The sequence below is a fragment of the Haladaptatus sp. HS23 genome (assembly GCF_056892285.1).
The window spans coordinates 304,617-329,595 of record NZ_JBXGLH010000002.1 but is presented as its reverse complement, the minus strand read 5'-3'; the positions used below and the strand labels follow the sequence as shown (position 1 = coordinate 329,595).

Here is a 24,979-nt window from a genome sequence, read left to right as displayed (position 1 = left end):
TCGAAATATGGTGTCAGAACGACTCCAGACGTTGAATCGGCGAACGTTCGTTGGAACCGGTGCGGCCGTCGCGAGCACCGCGTTAGCGGGGGTCGGAACCGCACAGCAGTGTTCCGACGACGACACGGACGATGGTCGCGGAGCGGACGACGACCACGGCCACGACGGGGGAGACGACGAGGACGGGGTCACGTACGTCGCACATCGCGGGTACAAGGGAATGTATCCGGAGAACACCCTTCGGGCGTTCGAGGCGGCCTCCCGGACGGCGGACATGATAGAACTCGACATAATGCCGTGTGCTGGCGGCGAAATCGTCGTCTTTCACGACGAGAAACTCGGTGCACGCGACGGCGGTACCCGCGGCCTCACTGACCAGCACGGCTACGTCTGGGAGAACTCCTGTGAGACGGTGCGGAACGCGAACGTCCTCGGAAGCGGGGAAACGATACCGCTCCTGTCGGAAGCGCTCGAAGCCATCCCGGACCACGTCGGCGTGAACATCGAGTTCAAGAACCCCGGTTCGGCGGAGGCACAATCTTCGACGGACCTCTCCGGTGCGGAGTTGGAAGCCGGAAAGGACCGCTGGCGGTCGTTCACGGAGACGGCGCTGGACATCGTTTCGGAACACGAAAACGACATCCTCGTCTCCTCCTTCTACGAAGCGGCAATCGCCACCGTCCGCGAACTGGACCCGGAGATGCCCGTCGGCTACCTCCTCTGGGACTCCATCGAGCGCGGCCTCGACATCGTGCGCGAGTACGACTGCGAAGCGGTCAACCCGCCGTACAACATGGTGCAGGGGTCGCCGTTCTTCAACGACCCGTACTACCTCGACGACCCGCAGTTCGCGGACATCGACCTCGTGCAGGTCGCTCACGACGAGGGCCGAGAGGTCAACGTCTACACCCTCGATACGTGGTATCAGGCCGACCAACTGGCGGAGGCGGGCGTCGACGGACTCATCGTCAACTACCCGAATCTGCTCCCGATGGAACGCGGACACGACGGGAACTGACCGGGGTCACTCCGTCACGAACGCTCCATCCTCCCGGCTTATTTTCGATCTATTCCTATGTCACACGAATGGAAAAACATCGCTATTGATTCGCGTCGCGTACTCTCTCCGATGTACGACGACATCCTCGTTCCCACGGACGGCAGCGAATCGGCCACGGAAGCGGTGCGGAACGCCATCGAACTGGCGACGCAGTTCGACGCGACGATTCACGCGCTCTACGTCATCGATATCGGCGCGATGTGGCCCGACGCCTACGAGGGAAACGTCCTGAACGACCTCGAAACGCGCGGGAAGAAAGCGGTCGAACGGGTCCGAGAGCGGGCCGAGGAGGCGGGCGTCTCCGTCACCGACGACGTGGTGACGGGCGGGCATCCCCACCGCGTAATTCTGGACTACGTGGACGAGAACGACATCGACTGCCTCGTCATGGGAACACACGGACGGCGGGGCCTCGACCGCTACCTGCTCGGCAGCGTCACGGAGCGCGTCGTGCGGTTGTCCGACGTTCCGGTGTTGACCGTCCACGCCCCGAAGGAGTGATTTTCGCCGAAATTTTCCCACCGACGCGACGATTGATGTTCCTTCCCCGCCTAGTTCATCCGTCATGGCGATTCCGCTCGTCGTCGCCGTCTTCATCGCCCTCGGAATCGGCCTCCTCATCGGCATCGAACGGGAGTGGAGCGACCCCGAAAACCTGTTCGCCGGAAGTAGGACGCTCCCGCTCATCGCCGGATTCGGCGCGCTCGTGCAGGCATTCTTCCCGAACCTCCTTCCGCTCGCGCTCGTTTTCGTCGCAGGATTGGTCGTCGTGGCCTACGTCGCGAAGGTCGTCACGACGGGCGACATCGGGATGACGACGGCGGTTGCGACGATGCTGACGTTCGTCTACGGCGCGATGGCGACTCACTCGGATACCGGACTCAGACTCGCCGTCGCCCTCGGAGCGGTGACGATGGCGCTCCTCGCCGAAAAACGCCTCATCCACGAGTTCGCCGCCCGTCTCAACGAGGCCGAGATGCGGGCGAGTTTGAAATTTCTCATCGTCGCGCTCGTCGTCTTTCCGCTCCTACCGCCGGAACGTATCTCCTTCTTGAGGGACCTGAATCTCCGATTCGTCTGGTTGATGGTCGTCTTCGTCTCGGGAATCAGTCTCGTCGGATACGTGCTGGCGACGCTCGTCGGGAACCGGGCGGGCCTCGAACTGACGGGCGTCCTCGGCGGGATGGTTTCGTCCACGGCAACCGCGGTTTCCATGGCCGAAAACGCGCGGCGAAATCCGTCGCTCACAGGCCTGTGCGGCGTCGCCACGGTCATCGCCTCGTTGACGATGTTTCCCCGGATTCTGGTGGAAGTCCTCGTCGTGAATCCGACCCTGTTCGCCCCCATCCTTCTCCCCGTCGCCGGTATGGTCCTCGTCGGCGTACTCGTCTCGCGGTTCGTCTACCGAGACGTGCAGGAGGAACCCCTCGAAACGGACGTCGAAAACCGGTTCCGACTCCGGCCCGCGCTCCTCTTCGGACTCTTCTTCGCGCTCGTACTCGTCGCCACCACGGCGCTCAGCGCCGAATTCGGGACGACTGGCGTGTATTCCGCCGCCCTCATCGCCGGAATCGTCGACGTCAACGCCATCACGATTTCGCTGAGCGACCTCGCACGTAGCGGCGCCATTTCGACTGCGACCGCGGCGAGCGGTATCCTCCTCGCCGCCAGCGTCAACACCGCCGCAAAAATCGGTATCGTCTGGTTGTTCGGGACGCGAGCGTTGGGTCGAACCGTCCTCCTCTCCCTCGGGGTGGTCGTCGCCGTCGGCATCGGCCTCGTCGCGCTGTCGTAAGTTCGTGTTCCGGATTCAGAATCGTCGCGTTTCCCACCGGTCCCAGTTTTCGGTGATTTCGTCCACCAGCCTCGACCCGACGCGATACACGTTCGTCACGCTGGGAAGGAAACCGCCGGAATCCGCGGCGAGGCTCTCCTGCACCGACTGACAGGGGTGGGGTTGGTCGAAGTTCGACACGCTCCGAAGGCTGACGTATCGGTCCAAGTGACCGAAACGGTCGAGAACGCGTGCGGTGGCGAAATCCTCCATCTCCGTGGTCGCGTAGGTACTCGCGCCGTACTCCTCCGCGATGTAGCCGGCTTGGTCGGAGAGCGTGGACCCGTGCCAGTACGTGTCGCCGCACATCGTCGTACCGACGCCGACGAACGGGTTAGACTGTGCGGTTTCCTGTGGGTACAGTTTCCGATACTCCTTTGCGCGTTCCGTATCGGTGAGACTCGCCCGTTCTCCGAGACGCCGAGCAGTTTTCACGAGGTTCCCGTTCAACTCGTAGACGTGGTCGGGCCGATTCGGACGGAACATCATGGCATACGGGTCGGCGTCGCCGTCGGCACGCGACCACCGATGAACCAAGTCCCAATCGGCGACCGCATCGCTCACGAACACCGACCCGAGCGTTCCGACATCCGGCGGCGAACCGGCGATACCCGCGGTGACGAAGTAGGTGTTCTCGAAGTCGAACTTCGGCGAGCGGAGTATCGACGACAACGAGGTGGCGGCGTTCGTCTTCCCGATTCCGACGACGGTCCCGGCGACGCCCTCGTCGTTGTGATACACGGGTGAGAACGCTCCCGGAACGTCCACGGCATCGGTGAGGTCGTAGTTCCGATACCACAACTGGAACTCGCCCGGTGCGTCGCCCATTCCCTCCCGCTTTTTCAGGTCTGCCACTTCGAAGGCCGCGATGACGAAGACCTTGACGTCGACAGGGTCGTCCACTGTTTCCGGGGTCGAATCCGTATTTCCGGTCGCCGTTCCCATCAAACCAGCACCGAGCGTGGTCCCGGTCGCTTTGAGAAACCGTCGCCGAATCATCTCGTTCCGCTTTTGGGTCATACTTGAGCTCTCGAATTCAGCCCCATTAACTCTCCGAATTAACCTCAAGTTTATGCGCAATCTTGTATGAAAATGAGATTTTATATTCACAGACATGCATAGATTTTTCTTTGGTGGACAACAAATACGCGACTCGACGGCTCACGGGCGGTCCGAGCGCGTGGACGGATATCCACCCCACGGCGAACGAATCACCGAAACCGGTATCGAAACGAAGCGTACTAAAACCGTTCCGAAAACACCAGCGGTACGTCGTTTTCATTTCCGATTCCCAGAAATCAACTCGTTCATTTTACCGCTTTCATTCCTTAAGATACAGTACCGTATCGAACTTCTTTTATATAAAATACATAAATAAATATAAAATTCTCCCACAGAATTTATTATGCGCGATGGATGGCAAAAACAGCAGTCGAGAATCGGAAGTAAACACTACGGACAGCGGCTTTCGACTGAATCGACGGCGGGCGATTCAACTGACGGGCCTCGGCATCGGAAGTATGGCGATGTCGGGAGTGGGCTCCGCCGCGGAGACGACGGAGGAGGAGGAATGTGCGGAGGGGCCGTTCGAGCGAACGTACTCCGGCGGAACCGTGAACTTCGGACGAATCGCGTCCCGTTCGGGGCGAACGGAAATGAAGGGTAAATCGGCGGCGGCCGGGGAACCGGCGAGCGAGCGGGAAATCGAAGCGTCGCGGGCGCACGGACAGCACGGACGGCATCGACACGACCAGAAACGCGGCCGATGGGACGACGACGATGAACTGTCGATTCTCACCGAGTACGACGGCGTGAACGCCGAACAGACGAGCGGCGGCGTCCCCTCCGACTCGCAAATCGCGGCGGGGTACGGCAAGGTGATTCACGCGCTCAACACGCAAGTCGCGGTGTTCGACAAGCGGTCCGGGCACGAGGAACTCTCGGTCCAGTTGAACGATATCTTCGCGCCGGTCATCGATGAACCCGAGGGCGGATACGCGTACGGCGAACCGTTCGTCTTCGACCCGCGGGCGCGATACGACCGACGGGAAAACCGGTACGTCGTCGCCGCGGTCCAGTACGAACCCGGCATCACCGAGGACGGCGAACTCGTCACCCGCGAGGAGATGGAAGAGCGCGCGGGCGGCGAACCCGGTGAGGGCGAGGACGGCGAAGACGGTGAGGAGGGCGAGGACGGCGCGGAGTCCGAGGCTGAAGCGCTCGAACGACCGCCACGAGGATGGTGGCTCGTCGCCGTCTCCGAGACGTCGAATCCGAACGGGAAGTGGAACGTCTACCGGATTCCGCCGCTCGACAACGAGGGCCTCGTGGATTACCCGACGCTCGGGTTGGACAAGGACGCCATCTACCTCGCACAGAACTTCTTCGGCGACGCGGTGTCGGTGACGATGGTGGCGCTCGACAAGGAAGCAATCTACCGGGGTCGGACCACTACCGGCTATCACTTCACCGACTTGGACAACCCGAACGTCGAACAGGACGACTTCACCTTGCAACCAGCGCTCCAACCGTTCTCCGGCGGCAGACGCGGCACGTTCTACCTGCTCGATTCGACCTTCCCGGACCCGACGGCGAGCGCGCTTACGATGTGGGAGTTGACCGACCCGCTCGACGACCCCACGCTGGAATGCCACACCGTTCCCGTCGAGGAGTTCTCGTATCCGCCGACCGCCGAGCAACCGGATTCGGACAAGCGGATCGACACGCTCGGCACGCGGCAGATGAACCTCGATTACAACGACGGGTCGCTGTGGACGGCCCACACCATCGCCTACGACTGGAACGGCGACGGTGAGACGGTCGCCGCAATCAAATGGTACGAAGTGGACACGCGAACGCGCCAAGTCGTTCAGAGCGGCGTGTACGGTGAACCGGGCACGTCGTACTTCATTCCGACCATCCAGTCGGACGACGACGCGACCATCATCACGCACAACGTGAGCGGTCCCGACACCTTCCCGAGCATGGCGGTCGCGGGCCGAACGGAAGGCTACGAACGGAACGAACTGGAGGATTCCATCGTCGTCGAGGAGGGGAAATCACACTACGACTACGGTGAAGGCGGGGAGGTCATGCGCTGGGGCGACTACAACGGAATCTCGGTGGACCCGCACACCGGAACGTTCTGGACGGTGAGCCAGTATTCGCCGGACATCGACATCGACCCCGCCGCCGAGGAGCGCGACCCGTACCACACGCGCATCGCGGAAGTGACGTTCGGCGACGAGTGGGGTCACGGCCATCACGGCGACCACGATGGTCACGGACGCGACGACCACGGCCGCCATCGCTGGGACTGACGACGGTTCGGAAAAACGACCACATCTCTTTTTCGACGCGTTTACCGTCCACTCATTCGCCCCCGGGACGGTCGCGCCAGTCCTCGGCGCGTTCGCTTCCCTCCTCGTGACGGTCGCCTTCGGTTCCGGCTCGGTCGTCGGAGGTCCCGACTAGACCGGCGTACAGACCCACCCAAACGTGCGCTCGTTTCGTCCTGTTTCCTCGGAACATGCTTTCTCACCGAACCCTTCGCCTCGCGGGCGAAGCAATTCTTTAGGGTAGCCTAAAAACGGCAACGGTAATAATCGTTTGGGTACCTCGAACTCATCCGTCCGTCCGTGCCGATTCCCGCCCGATTCGGTCGCCGAGGCGGTACACGGCACGGAAGGCGACCAGCGCGATGGCGATTTCGAGCAGTCCGGTGACCGCGAACGCCGTCGTAAATCCGAGTCGATCGGCGAGGCCGCCGCCGACGAGGAACCCGGTCAGGAACCCAAGGCTTCCGGCGGCGTTGAACCCGGCCATGGCGACTCCTCGGTCGCCGTCGCCCGCGATGTCGGTCACGAGCGCCATCGTCGCGGGCGAGACGAACGCGCCGCCGACGCCGACGGCGACCATCGCGACGGCCGCGAGGGGAACGGACGGTGCGAGTCCCACGGCGACGATGGTGGCGCCGTAGCAGACGGACCCGACGACGATGGGGACGAACCGACCGATGCGGTCGGAGAGCTTCCCCATCGGGTACTGCAACAGGGCGAACGGGGCGAAAAAGAGCATTAGCATGATTCCCGTCGCGCCCGGGTCGAGGCCGAACTCGGACTGAAAGTAGAGCGTCCCGACGAGCGCGAAAAATCCCGCGGTGAGGCGGTCGATGAACCCGAACGCGTACGGGATCGACAGTTCGGGGCGGGCGCGGAGTCGCTTCAGGGCGGTCGAGACGGTTTCCCGCGACGTGGTCGGTACGCGGTCGGGAATCGACCGCGCGAACACCGCCGTCCCGACCATGAGAACGCTCGCGACGGCGAGCGGCGTCGTCGGGTGAACCTCGGCCAGTTGCCCGCCTATCGGCGCGCCCATCGCGGTTCCGAGGCCGATGGCGATACCGGCCGCGCCCATGTTCCGCCCGTGGCCGCCTCGGAGGTCCATCAACATCGTCATCGAGAGGGAGAACGCCGCGATGGTCGCCGCACCTTGGAGGACGCGGAGCGCCAACACGCCGCCGAACGGAACGCCGAGCGTCGGTGCCAACGCGAGCGCCGCGTACCCGACTCCCGCCCCGACCGCACCCAAAACGACGAGCGGAACGCGGGTTCCGAGACGGTCGCTCAGATGACCCCAAATCCCGGCACACACCACGAACGCGGCGAACTCGGCGACGAGAAACCACTTCCCGCCGTCGAGTTGCTCGCCCGCCCCGAGGTGAACGACGAGGTCCGGAACGCCGGGATAGAGGAGCACCTGTGCGAGCAACACCGCCCAAATCACGGCGGCGAGACGGACGCGCTCGCCGCGCACGCTACGGACGCCGTCCATCACCTGCGTCATCGGTTCGAATTGGTGATACGCTCGGAAAACGGTATCTACATCGTCGTATCGTGACGGATGGCCCGTCCGTCAGTGTGCGACCCGCTTTTCGAGCAGGAGTTTGACCCCGAACCCGACCAACACGCTCGCGCTGGCGTAGCGGAGGAAGTCGCGAACGACTTTTCGTTCGGTTATCACCCGTCGCGCTCGACTGGAGAACACGGCTAACGTCGCCTGATAGCAGAAGCCGAGACAGCCGAACAGGACGCCGAGCGTGAAAATCTGGAGGCCGAAACTCCCGCTCGAATCCACGAACTGGGGCAGGAACGCGAGGAAGAACACGGCGACTTTCGGGTTCAGGACGTTGATGGTGAACGCCCGGCGGAACGATTCGGTGTGGGACTGATTTTCCTCGTCGGGCACGATTTCGAACTCCTCGCGGTTCCCGAGCGTCGTCACGCCGAGGTAGACGAGGTAGGCCGCCCCGGCGAACTTGACGACGGTGAACGCGAGCGCCGACGCCTTGAGGAGGGCAGAGAGGCCGAGGACGGCGGCGGTGGTGTGAACGAGACACCCCGTCGAGGTCCCGGCGGCGGCCATCACCCCGGCGGTTTGACCGTCGCTGATGCTCCGCTTCAGCGTGTAGATGCTGTCGGGACCCGGCGCGACGTTCAGTGCGAGCGCGGCCGGGACGAACGCCGCTAAAACGCCCGTATCTATCATATCCCGAAAATGCGGACGGAGCGGATAAACGCTGGGTTGCCGCCAAATTTCCGCTTCGTTCGTGCTCCCGACTGTTGAAACCAAGCCACAAAAGACACGACGGTGGAGGGGTTGTGATAACCAAGGGCCATGTCACGACCCGATTCGGACGACCAGTTCGGCTTCGACGAGAGCGCCAACTACCTCGGACGCGCGCTCAGGGCGCTCGTCCCCCAGTCGGTCGCCCGACGGAGCATCGCGGTTTCTCTCTCGGTCCCCGGCGGACGGTACGCCGTCGGCGACGAAATCCCCATCACCGTGACGTTCACCAATCGAAGCCCGTTCCCCGTCGTCGTCGAAACGCCACGACAGCGCCTCTGGGGATGGGAAGTCGACGGCGAACTCGAAGCGAGCGACGAATCCTACTACGTCCGCAATCGGCCGAACGCGTTCTACTTCCGGGCGAGGGAGAAAAAGCGAACGACCGTCCGGTGGGATGGACGATTCGAGCGAAGCGACGAACGTTCCCGGAATCCCGCCGACCCCGGCGAGTACACCGTCGCCGCGTATCTCGCCACGGAGGACGAACGGCCGCGGGACGAGACGACCGTCTCGATTCGCTGACCTACTGCTGAATCCCGTCGAGTACGTCGTCCCGGTGACGGTGACAGGCGGCGTCGTGCGGCGCGGTTCCGTGTTCGGTCGGAACCTCGTAGTCGGGGACCTGTCTCGCACAGATGCTCTTCTCGGCGAACGACTCGTTCAGCAGTTCGGTCGCGCCGTCCCAGTCGCCGTCCACGATTCGTTCGGCGGCGTCGTCCACGATTCGCCCCGTCTCCCCGTGCGGTTCCTCGCCGCCGAAGAACCGGTCCACGATGTCCGCCTCCGTCGTCGGTTCGAACGACCGACGCTGGACCTCCCGAAGGAACGCCCGCGTGTTTTCCCACTCCTCGCGGGAGAAGTCGTACTCCTTCGGCGCGATGAGTTTCGGACACCGGGTTCGGAACCGACACCCGCTCGGCGGTTCGATGGGACTCGGTACGTCGCCTTCGAGGACGCCGCGGGTCCCCTCCAGTCGCGGGTCGGGGACCGGGATGGACTCCAGCAACGCCTGCGTGTAGGGATGTTGCGGGTTCTCGTACAGCTCTTCCTTCTCGGCGAGTTCGACCAATTGCCCGAGATACATCACCGCCACGCGGTCGGAGATGTGACGGATGACGCTCAGGTCGTGCGCGATGAACAGGTAGGTCAGGCCGAACTCGTCCTGCAGCGACCGCATGGTGTTGAGCACCTGCGCCTGAATCGACACGTCGAGCGCGGTGACGGGTTCATCACAGACGATGAAGTCGGGGTTCACGCTCAGCGCGCGGGCGAGGTTCACCCGCTGACGCTGGCCACCGGAGAAGGCGTGCGGGTGGCGATTGTAGTGTTGCGGGTCGAGGCCGACCTTTTCCAGCAGTTCGCGCGCCCGCTCTTCCCGCCCGTCCGCGTCGTACATCCCGTGTGCTCGCATCGGCTCCTCGACGATGGGGCCGATCTTCATTCGGGGGTCGAGCGAGGACTGCGGGTCCTGAAATATCATCTGTGCGTCCTTGCGTTGGGAACGTAACTCCTCTCCACCCAACTCAGTCAGGTTCTCTCCCTTGAAGTACACCGTCCCGCCGGTCGGTTCGACCAATCGGAGGATGGCCCGCGCGAGCGTCGATTTGCCACACCCGGACTCGCCGACCAAGCCGAGCGTCTCACCCTTCCGAATGGTGAAGGAGACGTCCTCGACGGCACGAACCGGCTTGCTCTCCCCGAACATCCCCGACAGGAAGCCGCCGCTGTCGTTGAAGTGCTTCGTCAGGCCGTTCACTTCGAGGAGCGGTTCGCCCATCTCGGTATCCTCGTCGGCCACTTTCCCCGCCGCCATCGAATCACTCACGGTCAGTCACCCTCCTGTGGGTCGGTGACGACGTCACCCGTGATACCTGTCTCGGCCCGTATCTCGATGGGGTCGCTGAGCTCGTACCCCACGTCGAAGGCATCGTGTTTCACGCACGCCGCTTTGTGCGAGACTTCGTCCGTGTCCGCCACCTCCCTGCAATCGGGGTGGACCTCCGTACAGACTTCGCGGGCGTCGGGACAGCGCGTGTGGAACCGACAGCCACGCGGCGGGTCGATGGCTTCGGGCATGACGCCCCGAATCGGGTCTAACTCCTCGACGGTCTGGTCGGGTCGCGGCATGGAGTCCAAGAGCGCCTCGGTGTAGGGGTGTTTCGTGTCGTAGAACAGGTCGTCCGCGGTCGCCTGCTCGACGATTTCGCCGAGGTACATCACGTTCACCCGGTCGCACAGTTCGGCGACGACGCCCATGTCGTGTGTGACCCAGATGAAACTCGTGTCGTACTTGTCCTGTAGTTCGTCCACGAGCGAGAGGATTTGCCCCTCGACGGTCACGTCGAGCGCCGTCGTGGGTTCGTCCGCGATGATGAGGCTCGGCTCGCAGGCGAGCGCCATGGCGATGAGGACGCGCTGGCGCATCCCGCCGGAGAACTGGTGGGGATAGTTGTCGTAGCGCTCCACCGGTTCCGGGATGCCGACCTCGCGGAGCATCGAAATCGCCTCCTCCTTCGCGTCCGATTTCGAGAGGTTACGGTTGAGCTTGATGAACTCGCGAAGTTGATTTCCCACCGTGAACACGGGATTGAGGCTCTCCATCGGGTCTTGGAAGATGATGGCGATTTCGCGGCCGCGAATCCGGCGGCGCATCTCCTCGTTCGACAGCATCTCGTCGCGTTCGCGGAGTTCGCCGTCCGGTCCCTCTTCGAGTCCGAACAGCACCTCGTCACGGAACCGAACCTCGCCGCCCACGATTTCGCCGGGCGGGTAGATGAGGCGCAGGATGCTCTGTGCGGCGACGCTCTTCCCGGCCCCGGATTCGCCCACGAGGCCGACGATTTCTCTTTCCTTCACGTCGAAGGAGATGCCGTCCACCGCGCGGACGACGCCCTCTTCGGTGAAAAATTGGGTTTTCAGGTTGTCGATGTGTAACAGTGTATCAGTCATGGTGTGGTCTCGTTAGTTCTTGATTCGCGGGTCGAGCGCGTCGCGCAGGCCGTCGCCGAGCAGGTTGAATCCCATCACGGTGACGAGGATGGCGAGCCCCGGCCAGAGGCTGAACCACGGGTCGGGAAGCATGTACCCCCGCGACTGGTTCAGCATCTGTCCCCACGACGGCGTCGGTGGCTGTGCGCCGAACCCGAGGAACGAGAGGCCGGCGACGATGAGGATGCTGATGCCGACCTGTAGCGTCGCCTGCACGAGGACCGGCGCGAAACTGTTGGGAATCACGTGCCGGAGGATGATGTTGCGGTCACGGACGCCCGCCGCTTTGGCCGCCTCGATGTACTCCTCCTCCCGGACGCTGACCACCCGCGACCGAATCAGACGGGCGAACACCGGAATCGTCGTGATGCCGACGCCTATCATGGCGAACGTCAGGTCGCGGCCGAACGCGGCCATGAACGCGATGACCAACACGAGGAACGGAATCGCATACAGCGTCTCGGCAAAGCGCATCAGCACGTCGTCTATCCATCCGCCGTGATAGCCCGCGACGGCACCGACGAGCGTCCCGCATATGAGTCCGAATCCGGTCGAGACGATGCCGACCTGCATGGCGATTCGGGAGCCGTAGACGAGCCGGACGAGGATGTCACGACCCCGGTGGTCGGTTCCGAGCGGATACTCCCACAGCCCCGGCCCGAACGTGTTGCTCGTCCACGCCGGGGGACGCAGGATTTTGGCGTTCGTCGGGTCGTTCACCGGGTTGTGCCAGAAACTGCTGACGATGGCGTAATCGAAGAGCTTCGCGTCTATCCACGCGAACACGGCGAGGGAGAGGATGAAGGCGATGGTGTAGAACCCGATTCTCGCCGTCGTGTCCTTGCGTATCTGGCTGAGGGTGTATCGCCACCCCACGCGGGCCTCGACTTTCCCGCCCTCGTCGGCCTGTTCATTCCTGCTCGCGTTACGAACGTCCGTCGAACTCGCTTCTCCTGTTCCCATCTTAGTCCACCTCGTCGTAGGTCACTCGCGGGTCGATGTACGCATACGAAAGATCGGTAATGACGACGCCCAGAATGAACGTCAAGCCGAAGAAGATGGTCGTCCCCATCACCAACGGGTAATCCTGATTGTTGATCGCCGTGATGATGAGCCGTCCCATCCCGTTGATGTTGAACACGGTTTCGGTCAGCACCGCTCCGCCCAGCGCGGACGTGAGTTGCAGTCCGACGACCGTGATGACGGGCAGTTGTGCGTTCCGAAACGCGTGTTTTCTGACGATGGTGCGCTCCGCGACGCCGTAGGCACGCGCCAACTTCACGTACTCCTGTTGGAGGACCTCCAACATCGACGACCGTTCGATTCGCGTAATCGCGGCCATCTGAAGCGTTCCGAGCGAGAGCGTCGGGAGCAACAGATGCGTGAACGTCTGCCAGAGGACGTCGGTGCGCGAGGACGCCCCTTCGACCGAACTCGGACTCGCCCACGGCAGAACCAGCCCCGTCGCCGGAAGCCAGTTCAGGTAGTACGCGAAGATGATGATGAGCATCAGTCCGATCCAGAACGACGGCGTGCTGACGCCCGCGAGGGCGACGACGCGGGACACGTGGTCGGTCGGTTTGTTGCGCCGTTTGGCGGAGATGACGCCGAGCGGAATGGCCGCGACGAGCGCGAACGTGAAACTCGAAAGCATGAGCAGGAGCGTCACCGGCAGGCGCTCCATGATTTTGGTCGTCACGGGGACGCCGTAGTAGATGCTCTGGCCCATGTTCCCCTGTGCTACCGACGCGAGGTAGTTCACGTATCGGACCGGAAGCGGTTGGTTGAGGCCGTACTGTGCGCGTATCTGGTCGACCATCTGTGCGCTCGGCGACGGCCCGAGCATTATCTGAACGGGGTCGCCCGGAATCGCGTTCGTCAGCAGAAACGTTATCGTGACGATGCCGATGAGGACGGGGATGGCCTGTAACAAGCGTCGAATCGTGTAACGGAGGATTCCCATGTGTATTGTCAGTCGGTCGTAGCGAAAGGGAGTGTCGCGCTACTGTGCCCCGATGGAGGCGTTGGTGTAGTCCGTCGAGAGGACGAAACTCGACACCGGGTGCGCTTTGAACCCCTTCACTTTGTTCTTCACCCCGAAACTGTTCTTCAGGTTGTAGGCGGGAAGGTGTGCCCGGTCGTTCAGCATCTTCGTGATGGCCGTGGTGTACAACTTCTTCCGCTTGTCGTGGTCCGCGGACTTCCGTGCTTCCACGATTTTCTCGTTGATGCCGTTGTAGAACGTGCCGTCGTTCGTTCCGTGTGCTTCCTTCGTGAAGAAGTAGTACGTGAACGCGTCGGGGTCGGGAGTGCCGGACCAGCCAAGCGTGTACATGTTGTAGTCGCTCGGTTTCCCCGAAACGAACTTATCGAGGAAGGCACCCCAGTCGAGGCGCTGCACGTTGGCGTTGTAGCCGGCCTCCTTCAGGCCGTTCGCCACGGTGACGCCGAGTTGCTGGCGCTTGTCGTCCGGCGGAACGATGATGTTGGCGTTCCAGTTGTCGGGGACCTCGTCCGAACTGTCCAACATGGATTTCGCCTTGTCGATGTTCTTGTCGTGGGCGATGTTCTTCCACTTCTTCGTCGGGAATCCCCAGTTGTCGGCTATCTCCTTCGGGAACGGACTGTACTGGCGGACGCCCGTCGGTTCGACGAAGTTCGATATGGCTTGGTCCATATTGAAGCAGTAATCGATGGCCTCGCGTACCTTCGGGTCGGTCGTCGGCCCGTTCTTGCAGTTGAACGCGAGGTAGAAGTAGCCCATTCCGAGGACTTCCTCGATGGACGCATCGTTCATGTTCTGGACCTGCTTCCAGAGTTTCGGCGGAATCTCCTCGATGACGTCGTTTTCGTTCGTTTGCAAGCTCGTCAACCGGGTCGTCGGTTCCTCGACGGGGACGAACTTCACCTCGGAGAGGTTCGGTTCCGGCTTGCCCCAGTAGTCGTCCCAGCGCGAGATTCTGGCGAAATTCCCCTCCTGCCAGTCATCAAATTTGAACGGTCCGGAGCCGACCGGGTGCTTCTTGTTGAACTTCTCTTTGTCCTCCTCCCTGACGCTCTTCGGGACGATGGCCGCGGTCAGGACGTTCATGAAGGGTCCGTACGGGTATTTCAAATCGAACTTGACCTTGCGTTTCCCCATCGAGGAAATCGAGCCGATCATCGAGAACGTCGAGGCGTTCTCCGTTTCCTCCTTGACGGGGGCCTCGAACGAGTATTTCACGTCCTCGGGCGTAACGGAGTCCCCGTTCTGGAACTTGAGGCCCTCCTTCATCTCCACGATATACGTCTTGCCGTTGTTCTTCACCGTCGGCATGCCCGTCGCCATCTTCGGAACGACCTTGATGCCCGAGTCGTACGTGTACAAACTGTCGAACACGCGGCTCGACACCTGCTGGGACGGTACGTCGTTGAGGACGATGGGGTCGAATTCGAGCGGGCTTTTGACTTGCGCCATGTTTAGCTTCCCGCCGCCACCGCCATCACCGCCCTGTTGACTACCGGCGCAACCGGCGAACGCCGCGATGCCGGTCGCACCGAGGCCCTGAAGAACCCGTCGTCGTTTTATCGAGTGTAGGTTGGTACTTTTTTTCGTCATGTATTTTGTGATTCGTTGATGGTGTTTGCCGCTCGTCCGCAGGCCGCGGATATGAGCAACTGTCGAATCTTTTTTACTGAGCCAACCATTGTTATTGGGTGCCTGATACGAGCGGTCGAAAGCGGTAAGCCGGGCCTACGATTTTCCTTTCGAAAATCATATCGAGAATGAATGTCTCGGATACGGAACGTCCTCGTGGAAAAAGAACCGCCTGCACCGTCAAAACGATTTACTCGTCTCGTTGTGAGTATTGCCCGATTTCGAGGCTCTGCAGGGCACGGAGTTGAGGATGAATCGGTTCGAATTCCCACTCGTCTCGTTTTTCCTCTTCTCACTTGGTCCGGGAGAACTCGGACCGAAGCGACCATTCGCCGTCGAAGAAGTAGGGCGAGTTAGGTCGCCCGGCACTTCGCCAGAGCGCGTCGATGGGGTTTGCCAACGCGGCCCGAACATCGACGTCGAAGTTGTCAAGCGTGACCGGAAACGGAGCGAGTATGTCCTCGTTGATGACGCCGTCCCCCTCCCCGTCCGCGGTCGCGGTCGACCCCGTAACCTCCTCACCGGTCGCTTCGAGCAGGACCCCCTCCGTGCCGAAGACGCTCAGCGTCACGTGAACCGGAGCCATACGCTGGTGGTAGGCGAGTACACGCAGGTATCGGCGGACACACCGCGTCAGACCGAGTTCGAGGGTTCGACCGTCGAGCGTCGGCGGTTCGTCCGTCGCGCTCTCCGCATCCCGTTCGAACGGAATCGCCGAGACGCCTTCCACGACGCCGTTCGAGAACAGGTGGGCGTAACCGGTACAGCGACCGTCCTCGCGGACCGCGGCCCCGAACCCGTCGCCCGTCCACGTCCCGTGAGCGCCGTCGCGGCCGAGGACGGGGAGTTGTTTCGGCCGCGACGGGTCCGCCTCGGGCAGGACGCTGTGTTCCCCGAGGTCGATGGCGTACCCGTCGTCGTACACACCGGTCGGAACGACGTGGACGACGATTCCCCGCGGCGCATCGAAGTCGAAGTACCCCGCACCCTCGACGACGGCTTCGAGTCGTCGCTGATGGAGCGCAGTCGCTTGCTCGTTCGACCCACCGGCGTACTTCGCCCCCATGACCGCGTCTCGATAACTCATTGGCTACCGGTACACGGACGGCCGGATGGTTAAGTGGACTGCCACACTGATTTCGTTTGTTGCCTTTCCGAACGGTATCTGTTTTTCGTCCGCGGAATGAGTCCCGTCCAGTCAACCGTACGTCTCTTCGAGGTGTGCACGGAGGTCGTCGACCGTCGAGGTGTTGTACGTCCAGAAGCCGAAATATCGACCGTCCGCCCGTTCCTCGGCAACCAACGCGCATTTCTGTCGCTCGTCACCCCCGCCGTCGTAGACGATGAACCACACCGTCCCGATTTCTCCCGTCACTTTTGCGTGAAACGTCGTGCTCGGAATCCGCGGTGGACCCCAGTCCGCACGCCCGTAGATGTGGATGTCGAGGTCCGTTTCGTTTGCGAGGTGGCGGTAGACATCCGTTTGGTCCCGAAACGCGGACAGAGACTGAAACCCGACGTGGAGCGTGCCGTCGCCGACCCGCCACGCACGGTCCTCGAACTCGCGACTCGCCGCTAACATCTGCCGTTTGTCGAAGGACGTGAACAGCGTCCGGTCGAGGAGCGCCACGAGGTCGCGGAACGACGACGGGTCGAACTCGTCGCTCCACGGGACGAGGACCGGCGGCGTGAGAAACTCCCGAAGCGACGCGAGTCCGATTGCGCCTTTGAACCCGCCTTCGTCCCGGATGACGAGGAACTCGTCCGGCCCGACGCCGCGAAGCCGCCTGTACTGTACGGTGACGTTTTTGCTGTCGAACTCGTCGGCGATGTCGGTCGCGTCGTCACTGTAGACGATGAGCGTCTTCCGTTTGCGTCGTACGTCGTCGATAGCTTCTCGAAGGTCCATCCGTGAACTCCTCCGGTAGCGTCGTGTCTGGGTCGTCAGTCGGAGTACTCGTTCGCCCGCGCCCAGCGAAGCAGTCGGTCGACCGGTCGAGGCAGTTCGGGAAGTAGGAGGCGGTTCGTCTTCGCATCGTAACTGGCGAGTCCCGCCTTTCGTAGCATCTCGACGTGTTCGTGCCGCAGGTCCGTGACCACTTGCTGGCGGTCCGCCGGGGTCGCCATGCGATACTCGCTCGCGTGGAGCCATCCGGTGAGGACATCGGCTAATTCGTCCATCGAAACCCGGTTCCACTCCAACAGCGTGTAGACGGTGTATCGACGGGAACGGTCAGCCAGTGCTCGATACACGTCGTCTTCGAGCGACGTGTCTAACAGGATTTCGTACATCCTATCCGCGGAGTCTTCCCCCATCTCGACCCCCTCGTTACCGGTACGCTGCGAACGTCAGTAAGCGTTCTGTCCCTGCGACTACCGCATTCGGATGTCGAGCAGACGACTTCCCACGAAGAGCATGACGCTTCCGACGAACGAGACGGCGGAGACGGCGAGGACGCTCAATCCCGTTCCGGAGGCGTCGAACGGCCCTTGCGTTCCCGCCGTCGTGTATTGCTGAATCGTCTCCACCCCGGCGTAGCCGAGGAGGAAGAAGGCCACCGTTATCGCCAGGAGCAACGCACCGCCGATGAGGCCGTAGAACGACGCCATCTCCTCGACGCTCAGCAGTTGGCGCATCCGTCGCGTACTGAGGTCAGACTCTCCCGAGAGGAGCGTCGCGGCCACGGCGAGGTGTCCCGTCGCCGCCCCGGTTTCGATGATGAGTGCAAGCACGCCCGGCATCAGAATGACCGGCGAGGACGCGAGCGGCGTCACACCCGGAAACAGCGCCGCGACCGCTCCCGAATAGCCGAGAGTAATGGGCGCGACGAGCGAGAGGAGGAGCAGGATGGCGCTCTGCCACGCTAATTTCGTCGGGATGCGTTGGTCGAAGAGGCTGTTCCGTCGGACGCGCAGTCGCTCGTAGGGCGAACCGTGCAGGATTGCGTCCGCGATTCTGTCGTCGAAGTAGTCGGTCTGTTCCGTCACGATATCACGACCGTCGAGCGGTCGTTTCCACCGGATATTCACCTCGTGCATATACCTGTATCGGTCCATGGAAGCACCATTGTTCGGACGAATCGAGGGATTAGGACAACGACTCCGTGAACTCGATTGGGACGACGGCGGACCGGTGGGACGCGGAACGTCCACCCCATCTTCCGCCTCGACCCTCACGTTCATTGCCACCGGGGGTCACGATTGGGACGAATGACGGAGTACGACACCATCGTCGTCGGGGTCGGCGGCATGGGAAGCGCGGCGGCGGCCCACCTCGCCGAGCGCGGACGGGACGTTTTGGGACTCGAACGCTACGATGTACCTCATTCGATGGGGTCTTCACACGGCCTGACCCGTATCATTCGGAAGGCCTACTACGAACACCCGGACTACGTCCCCCTCCTCGAACGCGCCTACGAGCTGTGGGAGGAGTTGGACGAGACCCATCCGACGGACCTGCTTCACGAAACCGAATGCGTCGTTGCCGGACCCGAGGGAAGCGAGAAAGTCCGCGGCGCGCGCGAATCGGCCGAGAAACACGGGTTGGCACACGAACTGTGTTCGGGAGCGGAACTCGGCGAGCGCTATCCGGGCTACGACCTGCCGGACGGGTTCGACGCCGTCGTCGAACCGGACGGCGGGTTTCTCCACGTCGAACAGTGCGTCGTCGCCCACGTGAACGCGGCCCACCGACACGGCGCGAAGATTCACGCTCGGGAGGGCGTCCTCGACTGGGAACCGACCGCCGACGGCGGCGTTCGCGTCGAAACCGAAAAAGACAGCTACACCGCCGACTCGATGGTCGTCGCGGCGGGCGCGTGGGCCGCGAACCTGCTCCCGATGCTGGAGACGGAGACGGTCCCGGAGCGGCAGGTGTTGGGCTGGTTTCAACCCGACCACCCCGAGCGATTCCGGCCGGATTCGTTCCCCGTGTTCACCCTGGAATGTGAGGAGGGCTACTTCTACGGCTTCCCCGAGTACGGCGTTCCGGGGTACAAGGTCGGGAAGTACAACCACTTCCACGAACAGGTCGACCCGGACGACGTGGCAGAACCGACGCCCGCCGACGAGCGCGTCCTCCGGGACTTCACGGAACGGTACTTCCCCGACGCGGCGGGACCGACGATGCGCTTGGAGACGTGCCTGTTCACCAACTCGCCGGACGAACACTTCATCGTCGACACCCTCCCCGACCACCCACAGGTCGTCGTCGGGGCCGGGTTTTCGGGCCACGGCTTCAAACTGTCGAGCGTCGTCGGCGAGATTCTGGCGGACCTCGCCATCGACGGAGCGAGTCGCCACGACGTCGACCTGTTCTCACTGGACCGATTTTAGGGCGTCTGGCGGGTCGGTGAAACGACCCTTATTCGAACCGCGTCACGCTGAACGTCTCGATATCGGCGGCTTCGCCCCGAACGCCGTCCGCGACCAGTTTGCCGCTGTACGGTCCGAGTTGTAGGCCCGTCGCACCGTGGCCGGTCGCCAGATGGACGCCGTCGACGGTCGGAACCGGGCCCAAGACGGGCAGTTGGTCGGCCGAGCGCGGGCGGAGGCCGACGCGCACCTCGCCGATTTCCGCGTCGGCGAGGCCCGGAGCGACGCGGAGCGCTTCGCCGAGCACCTCGTGAACGCCCTCGGCCGTCGTGTGCGGTTCGAACCCGGACCCGACCTCTCGGCTCGCCCCGACCGCCACGCGGTTGTCAGGCCACGGGACCATGTAGTGGCCGTGGAACGCGCCGAGAATGGGCCACGAGGCGGTATCGGTATCGCCCAAGTCGAGGTGGATGATCTGTCCGCGCTGGGGTTCGACCGGAATCGACACGCCGAGCGACTCCTCGAAGCGCGGGGACCACGCACCGCCCGCGACGACCACCGCCTCCGCGTCGTGCCGGTCACCGTCCGCGGTTTCGACGCCCGTGACCGTTCCGTCCCCGTGGTGGATAGCGGTTACGTCCCCCTCGCGGACGGTCAGTCCGTGACTCTCCGCGGCACGGAGGAGTGCCTCGGTGAACGTCCGAGCGTCCACCCGCGCCGCCCCGTCGTAGGCCCGACACCGTCGAGTTTCCGCGAGCGGGGGGAATCGTGACCGTGCCGCTTCCGGCGTGAGTTCCGCCGTGGTTCCCGGTTCGGGCCGTCCGTAGCGTTCCCGTCGTTCGGCGATTCGCTCCGACGCGGCGTCGTAGTCGCCCACTTCGTCCACGTCCACCGCGACCGAGAGGAGGTCACACCGCGAGTACCCCGTCTCGCCGTCCTGTTCGGCGGTCAGGCGCTCGACTAATTCGGGGTAGTAGGCCGCGGCGTCGAGCGCGAACTCGAACCACCGGTCCGACGCGGTTCGACTGCTGGTCGCTGGCGAGATGATTCCGGCCCCGGCATCGGTGGCCCGTCCGGTGTCGTGGCGGTCGATGAGGAGCGTCGCCACGCCCTCCCGTGCGAGATGGTACGCGACGGAGGCACCGACGATTCCGCCCCCGACGACGATTGCATCGTACATGGAAACCCGTTCTCTCCCCATCTCCTCGGTGGTATGGATACCGACAATCTACGCACGGTTCCGGACCGTTTCTCGCGAATGTTGTCGTAAAATAACTGTCGTGGCTTCGAATCCCGCCCGCCGTTGTCCTATCTACCCCAAATCCGGGTCGGTATCGACGAACCGGTCTATCTTCTCCGGCGCGCGCCAGTCGGTCGTCAGTTCGAGCAGTTGGACCAGAATCCGACCCGTCGCACCCCAGACGGTGTAGCCGTCCACGTGGAAGTAATGAATGACGACCTCGCCGTAGCGCGGGTGCTCTCGGTACTCGTTCTCGTAGTTGTCGAAGTCGGTCAGTTCCGAGACGGGGAGCACGGCGATTTCCGCCACCTCGCGTTCGTCGGGGTCGTACTGCCGGTCCGGTATCCGAACGACGAAGGGGCTTATCGAGTAGTGCGTTATCGTTCGGATGTCGTCCAGTCTGCCGATGCTTTCGACCTCGTCCGGTCGAAGGCCGATCTCTTCGTGGGCTTCACGGACCGCCGTCTCCCATAAGCCATCGTCGCCGGGTTCCTGTCCACCGCCGGCAAAACTCATCTGTCCGGGGTGTTCGCCGAGATGGTCCGCCCGCTTCGTAAAGAGGATAGCGGGACCGTCGTCGCGGGCGATAATCGGAACGAGGACGGCGGCCTCGCGCTTCTCGTCCGTGACCAACCGTGGTTCGTGGTCGGCCACCCGACCGAGGTTCATGTGTTTTCGTTGCTCCCTCCGGCCTTAATTTGCCCGGTCGCCGAGCGACTCGTCCAGTCGCTCGCGCACGTCGTTCGCCTCGACCGGTGCCCACGCTTCGAGGTCGTAACTCACGTCCACGAGGTACCGGGCGCGCTCCTCGTCGGCCGTCCGTGCCTCGTCCGCCAATCGCTCGTGTACCCGTTCGGCCAATCGTTCACGGTCGGTGGTTCGCTCGGGGACGTCCATGATGTGCGGCAAGTCCTCCGCGTTCTCGGGAAGCGCGGGGAACGCCACCGGACCGGGGACGAGGACGATTTCGCCGTCGGCGTTCGCTTCGACTAAATAGAAGTCACGGACGCCCTCCTCGATGACAGCCTCGAACGCGGACTCGTCCACCGATTTCCCCTGCTTGAAGGCCAGTTCGGCGAGCGCCTCGGCCAGTTCATCGCGTGTCAACGCTCCGAACAGATCGACCACGCCCGCGAGTTCGTCTTTCGTCTCGCTCATTACCGGGAAGCATCGGGCGCTCGATATTAGTGTTGGTGTTCCGGGCATCGACGGAGAGTATCGGGGAAAATCGCGTCGTCAAATGTTATCAGAGGAGAAAGAGGAAGTTGTGGACGCCGAGGAACCCGTACCACGCACCCGCGGCGAGGTACGTCGTCGTTCTGAAGGCGGCGGGATAGCCGTCGGGTGCCCACGACTCCGGGAGAAGTCGCTCGATGACCAGTCCGCTCTCGGCGAGGAAGACGACGCCGATAACCGCAAACACGAGGGTGATGAGGGACCCGGCGACCGTTCCGAACTGCTCCATGAGCGTTCGCGTGAGCCACACCGATTCGAACACGTCGCTCCGGAAGTGAAGGACGGTGATGGTACTCACCGCATCGAGTATCTTCCCCGCGACGAGTACGGCCAGCAACTGAACGCGGTTCGGGGCGAGTGCCGGCCACTCTCCCCGCGTCTCGAACCAACCCACGGAACTGTTCGACATACACTCCTCCACGGCCGAACGGGGCTTTGTTATGACACGGTTAAGTTCGAATTAGGTGAACGTTGTCGGGAAAATTCCTCGGTAACGGACCATTAGCGGCGGGGAAACGGAGACGAAACCTCTATCAGCCGTTTTATCGACGGGTTTTCCATGCACGAGTTCGTCCTCCCACCGGCCCTCGAAACCGGCGATTCCGTCGCCGTCGTCGCACCCGGAACGAGTCACGCGTCCCTGTTCCCGCACGTCTACGAGTTGGGACTCGGCCGTCTCGAATCGGAGTTCGGATTGAACCCCGTCGAGTTCCCGACCGCGACGAAATCGCCCGAGTGGTTGTACGACCATCCGGAAGCACGCGCACGAGACGTGATGGACGCCTTTTCGGACCCGGATATCGCGGGCGTCGTCGCGGTCATCGGCGGTGCGGACCAAATTCGAATCTTGCCGCACCTCGACACCGACGTGCTCCGAGAAAACCCGACACGGTTCTACGGCACGAGCGACAACACGAACCTTCAGACGGTCCTCTGGAACGAGGGCGTCGTCTCGTTTTACGGCGGTTGTCTCTTCATCGAGTTCGCCATGCAGGGGTCGATGCACGACTACACGGTAGAGTATCTGGAACGGGCGCTGTTCGAGGAGTCGTTCGGCGAACTCCGGGCCGCAGAGGGGTTCACGGATGAGGATTTGGACTGGGAAGACCCGGACAACCTCGACGAACGCCGCGAGATGGAACCGAATCCGGGGTGGCAGTGGCGGGGTGCGGACGAACGCGTCACCGGCCGAACGTGGGGCGGATGTCTGGAAGTCGTGGACCAGCAGCTGTCGGTAAGTCGTTATCTGCCCGACCCGGAGGAGTTGGACGGTGCCGTCTTGCTCCTCGAAACCTCCGAGGAACTGCCCACCGAGTTCGACGTTCGATGGACGCTCATGGGGATGGGCGAACGCGGCCTCCTCTCGCGGTTTTCCGCGGTCCTCGTCGGACGGGCGAAGGCGCGGTCACGCGAGGAGGAGCGACCGCCGGACGAACGGACAGCGTACCGCGAACGCCAACGCGACGCCATCACGGACCTCGTCGCCGAGTACAATCCGGACGCACCGGTCGTTTTCGACCTCGATTTCGGCCACACCGCTCCCGTCGCGCCGATTCCGGTCGGTGGCGAAGTGACCGTCGACCCCGAAGCCGAACGAATAACGTTCGAATACTGATAACAAGGTTCTAATAGCGTTCCTGTTCTGGATTAATATATGACCGTCGTCAGCGTCTCCATGCCCGACGAGTTGCTCTCCAGAATCGACCAGTTCGCGGACGAACACGGGTACACCGGTCGGAGCGAAGTCGTCCGCGAGGCGAGCAGGAACCTCCTCGGCGAGTTCGAGGATCGCCGCCTCGAAGACCGCAAACTGATGAGCATCGTCACCGTCCTCTTCGATTACGAGACGACCAGCGTCGAGGAGCGGATGATGCACCTCCGTCACGAACACGAGGGTCTCGTCGCCTCGAACTTCCACAACCACATCGGCGACCACCACTGCATGGAACTGTTCGTCCTCGAAGGGACGTTGGAGGAGATATCCGCCTTCGTCGGACGGATTCGCGCCACGAAAGACACGCTCACCGTCGACTATTCCGTGACGCCCGTAGACGGGTTCAGCCCGCTCCACGACGCCGAGTAAGGCCCTATTCGGCTAACCAAACCGTATCGCCGACCGAGACGTCCGACGCGCTTCCCGCGGGCAGTTCGAACAGCGTGTCCGCGTTCGCCTTTCCCAACCCGGTCCACGCCGACAGCCGTTTTACCTGCTGTACCTCGCCGTCGGCCGCCCATACCGCGTCGAGCGAAAACGGGACGAACACCATGTGAACGTCGCGAGCGGCGACGGCGTCGAACCGGAACGCGAGGGCGTAGTCGTCGGGAACCGACCGTCGAAACATGAGTCCCTTGGCCTGTGAGAGGAACGAATCCGCCGTCTCGACATCGCTCGCTAACGTCTCAGACCGTCCGTCCGATTCGTGTACGACGCGCATGTCGGGGACTCCTCAGGGAGAAGACAAAACGTTTGTGCGAGCGCGCCGCTACGATTTCAGCATGGAGAAGACACCGACGGGCACCGCCGTCGGCGTGGACGACCCGTACGAGCACGTCGGACTCTGCGACCATCTCACCGACGAGGGGAACTGCCGCTACGCCTTCGAGTACCCGGAACACGACCCGGAGTTCGCCCGCGAGCGCCGCGAGGACGACTTCGCTTGTCCGGTCGCGGACCCGGACGGCGACTGGTCGTGGCGCGACTGCCCGCACTTCCGCTGTCGAAATCACGACCGTCAGTGCGTCCGCTGCGGCCTCGAAGAGCGGCGGATGGCCCACTCGGACGAGCGACCCCTCCTCGAAGAACACCACCTCTCCTACGCCGGAGGCGGCGAGACGCTCTCACACGAAATCACGGTGTACCTCTGTCGCTGGTGTCACGCGAAAGTCCACAACTCGTGGGCGCGAATCGACGACGACGTGCGTCCCGACCCGGAGGCGATGGCGGAAGCGGAAGGACGGCGGAGTACGGAGCAGGCCGAAACCGCCTTCGAAACCGCGGCGGAGCGGTACGACCGGGACGACTGATAGCGGAGCGGTGCAACC

Annotated in this window: 28 protein-coding genes; 11 read left to right on the top strand and 17 right to left on the bottom strand. The window is 62.9% G+C overall.

Annotated features, from left to right (window positions below; genetic code table 11):
* Nucleotides 1-7 precede the first annotated feature (7 nt).
* The 3 genes from AC1XDK_RS07895 (at nucleotide 8) to AC1XDK_RS07885 (ending at nucleotide 2,855) form a co-directional block, all read left to right on the top strand.
* A complete protein-coding gene (locus AC1XDK_RS07895; RefSeq protein ID WP_483349278.1) occupies nucleotides 8-1,018 on the top strand; it encodes a glycerophosphodiester phosphodiesterase in 1,011 nt (336 codons plus the stop codon).
* 111 nt (nucleotides 1,019-1,129) lie between these two features.
* Nucleotides 1,130-1,561: a universal stress protein gene (locus AC1XDK_RS07890; RefSeq protein WP_483349277.1), complete on the top strand. Its 432-nt coding sequence runs from the start codon at nucleotides 1,130-1,132 to the stop codon at nucleotides 1,559-1,561.
* A 64-nt stretch (nucleotides 1,562-1,625) separates the two neighbouring features.
* Nucleotides 1,626-2,855 (top strand): MgtC/SapB family protein, encoded by a 1,230-nt coding sequence (locus tag AC1XDK_RS07885; protein ID WP_483349276.1) that lies wholly within the window; start codon nucleotides 1,626-1,628, stop codon nucleotides 2,853-2,855.
* A gap of 15 nt (nucleotides 2,856-2,870) precedes the next feature.
* Here the strand turns inward: AC1XDK_RS07885 and AC1XDK_RS07880 are convergent, their stop codons facing one another.
* Nucleotides 2,871-3,914, bottom strand: coding sequence for a nucleoside phosphorylase-I family protein (locus AC1XDK_RS07880; RefSeq protein ID WP_483349275.1), 1,044 nt, complete (start codon nucleotides 3,912-3,914; stop codon nucleotides 2,871-2,873).
* A 392-nt stretch (nucleotides 3,915-4,306) separates the two neighbouring features.
* Here AC1XDK_RS07880 and AC1XDK_RS07875 point away from each other — a divergent pair, with 392 nt between their 5' ends.
* Both AC1XDK_RS07875 and AC1XDK_RS07870 read left to right on the top strand, forming a co-directional pair.
* Nucleotides 4,307-6,214 (top strand): hypothetical protein, encoded by a 1,908-nt coding sequence (locus tag AC1XDK_RS07875; protein ID WP_483349274.1) that lies wholly within the window; start codon nucleotides 4,307-4,309, stop codon nucleotides 6,212-6,214.
* Nucleotides 6,171-6,368, top strand: a complete 198-nt coding sequence (locus AC1XDK_RS07870) for a hypothetical protein (protein ID WP_483349273.1) — start codon at nucleotides 6,171-6,173, stop codon at nucleotides 6,366-6,368. Before AC1XDK_RS07875 ends, AC1XDK_RS07870 begins: the two co-directional genes overlap by 44 nt.
* Nucleotides 6,369-6,518: 150 nt before the next feature.
* Here AC1XDK_RS07870 and AC1XDK_RS07865 read toward each other — a convergent pair whose 3' ends face one another.
* Nucleotides 6,519-7,739: an MFS transporter gene (locus tag AC1XDK_RS07865; protein ID WP_483349272.1), complete on the bottom strand. Its 1,221-nt coding sequence runs from the start codon at nucleotides 7,737-7,739 to the stop codon at nucleotides 6,519-6,521.
* Between the two features lie 69 nt (nucleotides 7,740-7,808).
* Nucleotides 7,809-8,441, bottom strand: coding sequence for a LysE family translocator (locus AC1XDK_RS07860; RefSeq protein WP_483349271.1), 633 nt, complete (start codon nucleotides 8,439-8,441; stop codon nucleotides 7,809-7,811).
* A 129-nt stretch (nucleotides 8,442-8,570) separates the two neighbouring features.
* Here AC1XDK_RS07860 and AC1XDK_RS07855 point away from each other — a divergent pair, with 129 nt between their 5' ends.
* Nucleotides 8,571-9,044 carry a DUF7974 family protein gene (locus AC1XDK_RS07855; protein ID WP_483349270.1) on the top strand — a complete coding sequence of 158 codons (474 nt, stop codon included), beginning with the start codon at nucleotides 8,571-8,573 and terminating at the stop codon, nucleotides 9,042-9,044.
* Nucleotide 9,045: 1 nt separating this feature from the next.
* On the opposite strand, the gene AC1XDK_RS07850 is transcribed toward AC1XDK_RS07855, so the two are convergent.
* The 9 genes from AC1XDK_RS07850 to AC1XDK_RS07810 all read right to left on the bottom strand — a co-directional run bounded on the left by AC1XDK_RS07850 (nucleotide 9,046) and on the right by AC1XDK_RS07810 (nucleotide 18,186).
* The gene (locus tag AC1XDK_RS07850) at nucleotides 9,046-10,335 is read right to left on the bottom strand and encodes an ABC transporter ATP-binding protein (RefSeq protein ID WP_483349854.1); all 1,290 of its coding nucleotides are present in this window, start codon (nucleotides 10,333-10,335) and stop codon (nucleotides 9,046-9,048) included.
* Nucleotides 10,336-10,349: 14 nt separating this feature from the next.
* The gene (locus tag AC1XDK_RS07845) at nucleotides 10,350-11,471 is read right to left on the bottom strand and encodes an ABC transporter ATP-binding protein (RefSeq protein ID WP_483349269.1); all 1,122 of its coding nucleotides are present in this window, start codon (nucleotides 11,469-11,471) and stop codon (nucleotides 10,350-10,352) included.
* Between the two features lie 12 nt (nucleotides 11,472-11,483).
* Nucleotides 11,484-12,473, bottom strand: a complete 990-nt coding sequence (locus tag AC1XDK_RS07840) for an ABC transporter permease (protein ID WP_483349268.1) — start codon at nucleotides 12,471-12,473, stop codon at nucleotides 11,484-11,486.
* A gap of 1 nt (nucleotide 12,474) precedes the next feature.
* The gene (locus AC1XDK_RS07835; RefSeq protein ID WP_483349266.1) at nucleotides 12,475-13,473 is read right to left on the bottom strand and encodes an ABC transporter permease; all 999 of its coding nucleotides are present in this window, start codon (nucleotides 13,471-13,473) and stop codon (nucleotides 12,475-12,477) included.
* A gap of 39 nt (nucleotides 13,474-13,512) precedes the next feature.
* Nucleotides 13,513-15,108: an ABC transporter substrate-binding protein gene (locus tag AC1XDK_RS07830; RefSeq protein WP_483349264.1), complete on the bottom strand. Its 1,596-nt coding sequence runs from the start codon at nucleotides 15,106-15,108 to the stop codon at nucleotides 13,513-13,515.
* 331 nt (nucleotides 15,109-15,439) lie between these two features.
* Complete coding sequence (locus AC1XDK_RS07825; protein WP_483349263.1) at nucleotides 15,440-16,234, bottom strand: hypothetical protein; 795 nt, start codon at nucleotides 16,232-16,234, stop codon at nucleotides 15,440-15,442.
* Between the two features lie 111 nt (nucleotides 16,235-16,345).
* On the bottom strand, nucleotides 16,346-17,056 hold the full coding sequence (locus AC1XDK_RS07820; RefSeq protein ID WP_483349262.1) for a DICT sensory domain-containing protein: 711 nt from the start codon (nucleotides 17,054-17,056) through the stop codon (nucleotides 16,346-16,348).
* A gap of 35 nt (nucleotides 17,057-17,091) precedes the next feature.
* Nucleotides 17,092-17,463, bottom strand: a complete 372-nt coding sequence (locus AC1XDK_RS07815) for a DUF7344 domain-containing protein (protein ID WP_483349260.1) — start codon at nucleotides 17,461-17,463, stop codon at nucleotides 17,092-17,094.
* Between the two features lie 57 nt (nucleotides 17,464-17,520).
* A complete protein-coding gene (locus AC1XDK_RS07810) occupies nucleotides 17,521-18,186 on the bottom strand; it encodes a hypothetical protein (RefSeq protein ID WP_483349259.1) in 666 nt (221 codons plus the stop codon).
* 16 nt (nucleotides 18,187-18,202) lie between these two features.
* Between AC1XDK_RS07810 and AC1XDK_RS07805 the strand changes: the two genes are divergently transcribed.
* Nucleotides 18,203-18,361, top strand: coding sequence for a hypothetical protein (locus AC1XDK_RS07805; RefSeq protein ID WP_483349258.1), 159 nt, complete (start codon nucleotides 18,203-18,205; stop codon nucleotides 18,359-18,361).
* The gene (gene solA / locus AC1XDK_RS07800) at nucleotides 18,358-19,482 is read left to right on the top strand and encodes an N-methyl-L-tryptophan oxidase (protein ID WP_483349257.1); all 1,125 of its coding nucleotides are present in this window, start codon (nucleotides 18,358-18,360) and stop codon (nucleotides 19,480-19,482) included. Before AC1XDK_RS07805 ends, solA begins: the two co-directional genes overlap by 4 nt.
* 28 nt (nucleotides 19,483-19,510) lie before the next feature.
* Here solA and AC1XDK_RS07795 read toward each other — a convergent pair whose 3' ends face one another.
* The 4 genes from AC1XDK_RS07795 to AC1XDK_RS07780 all read right to left on the bottom strand — a co-directional run bounded on the left by AC1XDK_RS07795 (nucleotide 19,511) and on the right by AC1XDK_RS07780 (nucleotide 22,346).
* Complete coding sequence (locus AC1XDK_RS07795) at nucleotides 19,511-20,641, bottom strand: NAD(P)/FAD-dependent oxidoreductase (RefSeq protein WP_483349256.1); 1,131 nt, start codon at nucleotides 20,639-20,641, stop codon at nucleotides 19,511-19,513.
* Nucleotides 20,642-20,773: 132 nt separating this feature from the next.
* The gene (locus tag AC1XDK_RS07790) at nucleotides 20,774-21,370 is read right to left on the bottom strand and encodes an NUDIX hydrolase (protein WP_483349255.1); all 597 of its coding nucleotides are present in this window, start codon (nucleotides 21,368-21,370) and stop codon (nucleotides 20,774-20,776) included.
* 24 nt (nucleotides 21,371-21,394) lie between these two features.
* Nucleotides 21,395-21,859, bottom strand: a complete 465-nt coding sequence (locus AC1XDK_RS07785) for a DUF7109 family protein (protein WP_483349253.1) — start codon at nucleotides 21,857-21,859, stop codon at nucleotides 21,395-21,397.
* 88 nt (nucleotides 21,860-21,947) lie between these two features.
* Nucleotides 21,948-22,346: a hypothetical protein gene (locus AC1XDK_RS07780; protein WP_483349251.1), complete on the bottom strand. Its 399-nt coding sequence runs from the start codon at nucleotides 22,344-22,346 to the stop codon at nucleotides 21,948-21,950.
* A 150-nt stretch (nucleotides 22,347-22,496) separates the two neighbouring features.
* Here AC1XDK_RS07780 and AC1XDK_RS07775 point away from each other — a divergent pair, with 150 nt between their 5' ends.
* Nucleotides 22,497-23,552: a S66 family peptidase gene (locus tag AC1XDK_RS07775; RefSeq protein ID WP_483349250.1), complete on the top strand. Its 1,056-nt coding sequence runs from the start codon at nucleotides 22,497-22,499 to the stop codon at nucleotides 23,550-23,552.
* Nucleotides 23,553-23,591: 39 nt separating this feature from the next.
* Nucleotides 23,592-24,020: a CopG family ribbon-helix-helix protein gene (locus tag AC1XDK_RS07770; protein ID WP_483349248.1), complete on the top strand. Its 429-nt coding sequence runs from the start codon at nucleotides 23,592-23,594 to the stop codon at nucleotides 24,018-24,020.
* Nucleotides 24,021-24,024: 4 nt separating this feature from the next.
* Here AC1XDK_RS07770 and AC1XDK_RS07765 read toward each other — a convergent pair whose 3' ends face one another.
* Nucleotides 24,025-24,372 (bottom strand): DUF192 domain-containing protein, encoded by a 348-nt coding sequence (locus tag AC1XDK_RS07765; RefSeq protein WP_483349247.1) that lies wholly within the window; start codon nucleotides 24,370-24,372, stop codon nucleotides 24,025-24,027.
* 61 nt (nucleotides 24,373-24,433) lie between these two features.
* Here AC1XDK_RS07765 and AC1XDK_RS07760 point away from each other — a divergent pair, with 61 nt between their 5' ends.
* The gene (locus AC1XDK_RS07760) at nucleotides 24,434-24,961 is read left to right on the top strand and encodes a DUF7097 family protein (RefSeq protein WP_483349246.1); all 528 of its coding nucleotides are present in this window, start codon (nucleotides 24,434-24,436) and stop codon (nucleotides 24,959-24,961) included.
* Nucleotides 24,962-24,979: the final 18 nt, after the last annotated feature.